Below are 4300 nucleotides of genomic sequence, written 5' to 3'. Positions count from 1 at the left end.
CGCTCGACGGTCACCGGCTCCTCGGCCGGGGCCTCCTCCACGATGATGTGCGCGTTCGTACCGCTCACACCGAACGACGACACACCCGCACGACGCGGACGACCATCCGCGGTCCACTCCCGCGCCTCGGTCAGCAACTCGACACGTCCGGAGTCCCACTCGATGTGCGGAGACGGCTCGTCCACATGCAGGGTCGGCGGCAGCACACCGTGCCGCATCGCCATCACCATCTTGATCACACCCGCGACACCGGCGGCCGTCGAGGTGTGGCCGATGTTCGACTTGATCGAGCCGAGCCACAGCGGGTCACCCTCACGCTCACGCCCGTACGTCGCCAAAAGCGCCTGCGCCTCGATCGGATCACCCAGCTTCGTACCCGTCCCATGACCCTCGACCGCATCCACATCGGCGGGGGACAGTCCGGCGTTGGCGAGCGCCTGACGGATCACCCTCTCCTGAGACGGGCCGTTGGGAGCGGTGAGGCCGTTGCTGGCGCCGTCCTGGTTGACGGCGCTGCCGCGGATCAGGCCGAGGATGCGCCGCCCGTTGCGCTTGGCGTCCGAGAGCCGCTCCAGCACCACCAGGCCCAGGCCGTCGGAAAAGCCGGTGCCGTCGGCAGACGCCGAGTACGCCTTGCAGCGGCCGTCGGGGGCCAAGCCGCGCTGGCGGCTGAACTCCATGTGGAGGAACGGTCCCGAGAGCACCGTCACGCCACCGGCCAGGGCGAGGGAGCACTCGCCGGCGCGCAGCGCCGTCGCGGCGAGGTGCAGGGCGACGGCGGAGGCGGAGCAGGCGGTGTCCACCGACACGGCCGGGCCCTCGAGGCCGAGGCTGTAGGCGACGCGGCCGGACACCACGCTGGTGGTGGAGCCGGTCAGGCGGAAGCCCTCGATCTCGGGCAGGGTTCCGGCGGGCATCGACGCGTAGTCGGAGGGTCCGACGCCGCAGAAGACGCCGGTGTCGCTGCCGCGCAGGGAGTTCGGGTCGAGGCCCGCGTCCTCCAGCGCCTCCCAGGCGGCCTCCAGCAGCAGACGCTGCTGCGGGTCCATGGCCGTCGCCTCACGCGGGCTGATCCCGAAGAAGTCGGCGTCGAAATCGGCGGCCCCGTCGATGAACCCGCCCTCGCGGGCGTACACCGTGCCGAGCCGGTCCGGGTCCGGGTCGTACAGCCCCTCCAGGTCCCAGCCGCGGTCGGTCGGGAACGGGCCGATGGCGTCACTCCCGGTGGCCACCAGTTCCCACAGGTCCTCCGGTGAGGTCACCCCGCCCGGGTACCGGCAGCTCATGCCGACGATCGCAAGGGGCTCCCCGTCGCGGGACTCGTACTCGCGAAGGCGCGCACGGGCCTGGTTGAGGTCGCTCGCCATCTTCTTGAGATAGCGGGCGATCTTCTCCTGCTGATCTGCGTTCTCTGCCATTTCCCCGCCCCTTGTCACGCTTCGCCGAACTCGGCGTCGATCATTTGGAAGACCTCGTCCATGGAGGTGGCCGCTTCGATGCGCTCGGCCGTCTCCGCCTCGTCGTCGTCGGTGACGACGGCGAGCAGGCGGCGCAGGCGCTCGGCCACCGGGCGCCGTTCGTCGTCGGCGATCGCGGCAAGCATGTCTTCCAGCTTCTTCAGTTCCTTCTCGATCGGAGGCTCTCCGACGGCACCGCCGCCGAACTCGGCGAGCAACAGGCGCGTGATGTCCGCGGGCGTGGGGTGGTCGAACACGAGCGTGGCGGGCAGGCGCACACCGGTGGCCTGCGTGAGCCGGTTCCGCAGCTCGACGGCGCCGAGCGAGTCGAAGCCCATCTCCTGGAAGGCCCGCTCGGGTTCGACGGCCGTGGCCGAGGCATGTCCGAGCACGGCCGCCACCTGGGTGCGGACCATGTCGAGGACGATGCGCTCCCGGTCGGCGGCGTCGACTCCGGCCAGTTGGTCGCGCAGCGACACCGTGGGGGTGTCCACCCGTCGGGCAGCGACGGGTGCGAGCCCGCGCAGCACGGCCGGGATCGTCCCGGCCCTGGCCTGGGACCGCAGCACCGCCGTGTCCAGCCGGACCGGCGCCAGCAGCGCCGCGTCCGACGCCAGAGCCTGGTCGAACAGACCGAGACCCACCTCCGTCGTCAACGCCTTGGAGCCCATCCGCTCCAGGCGAGCCAGCTCGTTCTGGCCCAGCTGCGCGGCCATGCCCGCGGTGTCGGACCACAGGCCCCACGCCAGCGAGGTGGCGGGCAGCCCGGCGGCCCGGCGCGACGCGGCAAGCGCGTCCAGGGCCGCGTTGGCGGCGGCGTAGTTGCCCTGACCGGGGCTGCCGATGAGCGCGGCCACCGACGAGAACAGCACGAACGCCGAAAGCTCCGCGTCGGCCGTCAGCTCGTGCAGATGCCAGGCCGCGTCCACCTTGGGCCGCATCACCCGCTCGATGTGCTCCGGCGACAGCGATCCGATCACACCGTCGTCGAGCACACCCGCCGCGTGCACCACTGCGGTGGGACGATGCTCCAGCGTGCCGAGCACTGCGGCGAGTTGCTCCCGGTCGGACACGTCGCAGGCGACGGCCCGAGCCGCACACCCCAGCTCTGCCAGCTCGGCGACCAGTTCGGCGGCGCCGTCGGCCTCCGGGCCGCGTCGGCTGAGCAGCAGCAGGTGACGTACGCCGTGGGCGGTGACGACGTGACGGGCGAACACGGCGCCCAGACCACCCGTTCCACCGGTGATCACCACCGTGCCCTCGGGGTCGAACGAGGTGACCGTCTCACCGGTGGAAGCACGCGCGAGCCTCGGCGTCAGCAACCGGGCTCCCCGCACCGCGAGTTGCGGCTCTTCGGCGCCCAGCACCGCACCCCAGTCGGGATCGTCGTCACCGATGTCGACCAGTACGAACCGATCCGGATGCTCCGACTGCGCGCTGCGCACCAGACCCCACACCGCGGCCTGGGCAACGTCCGGAGCCTCACCGTCAGCGGCGACCGCAGCCCGCGTCACGATCACCAGCCGCGCCTGGGCCAGCCGCTCACTGGCCAACCACTGCCGCAGCAGCGCCAGCGCCTCGCCGGTGGCCGCCCGCGCCGCCCCGGGCACGTCACCGTCCGGGGTCCGGACCGCGGCCAGCACCACCTCGGGCGCCTTCACTCCGTCGGCCAGCGCCTTCTCCAGCGCGGTCAGATCGGCGAACCGCTCCGCCGGCCCGCCGACCTCGCCCAGTGCGACGACACCGGCGGCCGGTGCCTGCGCGGCCTGAGCGGCCTGGGCGGGAACCCAGCCCAGCTCGTAGAGATGGCGCTCGCTGTCGCCTCGCGCCGCTTCGAGGTGCGCCTGCTCCACCGGGCGGACGTCGAGCCGCCGCAGGCAGGCCACCGGCAGACCGTCCTCACCCGCGATGTCGAGCCGCAGGGACATCGGGTCCGGCAGCGTGATCCGCACGCGGAGCCGCATGAGGCCGAAGCGCCCCAGCTGGACCCCGGACCAGGAGAACGGCAGCCCGCTCGGGTTGTTCTCCCCCATGTCGAGCATGCCGAGCCCGCCGTGCAGGGCGGAGTCGAACATCGCCGGGTGGATGGCGAACCCGTCGGCCGGACCGGCCGCCTCGGGCAGCGCCAGTTCGACGAGCACCTCGTCACCCCGACGCCAGGCGGTCTCGACGGCGCGGAAGGCCGGGCCGTAGTCGAAGCCCACGTCGGTGAGGTGGGCGTTGCGGTTGAGCAGCGTGTAGAGCTCGGACACGGCAAGCGGCTCGGCGTCCGCGGGCGGCCACGGAACCGGCAGCGGCTCCAGGGGCCCGGCCTTGGCGGACAGCCATCCACGGGCGTGGCAGGTCAGCTCGGTGACCGCGTCCTCGCCCGCCTCGATCCGGGAGAAGAACGCGATCTCGCGGCGACCGTCCTCACCGGCCGCGCCGACCGTGACCCGGATCTGCCGCGTCACGTCGTCCTCCAGGACCAGCGGCGCGGCGATGACCATCTCGTCCACGACCTCGCAGCCCAGGCGACGGCCGATGGTCAGTGCCATCTCGCACATCGCCGTGCCCGGCACGAGTACGATCCCGAACACCGCGTGGTCACGCGTCCACGGCTGCGTCTCCTGCGACATGCTGCCGGTGAACACCCACTCGTCACGGTCCCCGACCTGCACGGCCGCGGCCAGGATCGGATGCCGCATCCGGTCCATCCCGGCAGTGGAGGCGTCGGCGGCACCGACCTTGCGGGACAGCCAGTAGTTCTCCCGCTGGAAGGCATACGTGGGCAGGTCGACGCGCTGGGCACCCGTTCCGGCGAACACCGCCTCCCAGTCCACACCGACACCCGCGGTGTGTGT

The 4300-nt window shown here is 72.2% G+C and carries 2 protein-coding genes; both read right to left on the bottom strand.

What is annotated here, in order from left to right:
* Positions 1 to 1436 (bottom strand): type I polyketide synthase (locus FVS66_RS15470; RefSeq protein WP_399225616.1); only part of this gene is annotated, 1436 nt, incomplete at its 3' end.
* Positions 1433 to 4300: type I polyketide synthase (locus tag FVS66_RS15465; protein WP_222946937.1), on the bottom strand; the 2868-nt coding region annotated here is incomplete at its 5' end. The genes FVS66_RS15465 and FVS66_RS15470, both read right to left, overlap by 4 nt.

Source organism: Streptomyces sp. TRM49041 (assembly GCF_008271805.1).
Classification (GTDB): Bacteria; Actinomycetota; Actinomycetes; order Streptomycetales; family Streptomycetaceae; genus Streptomyces.
This window is presented reverse-complemented; position numbering and strand designations above follow the sequence as displayed.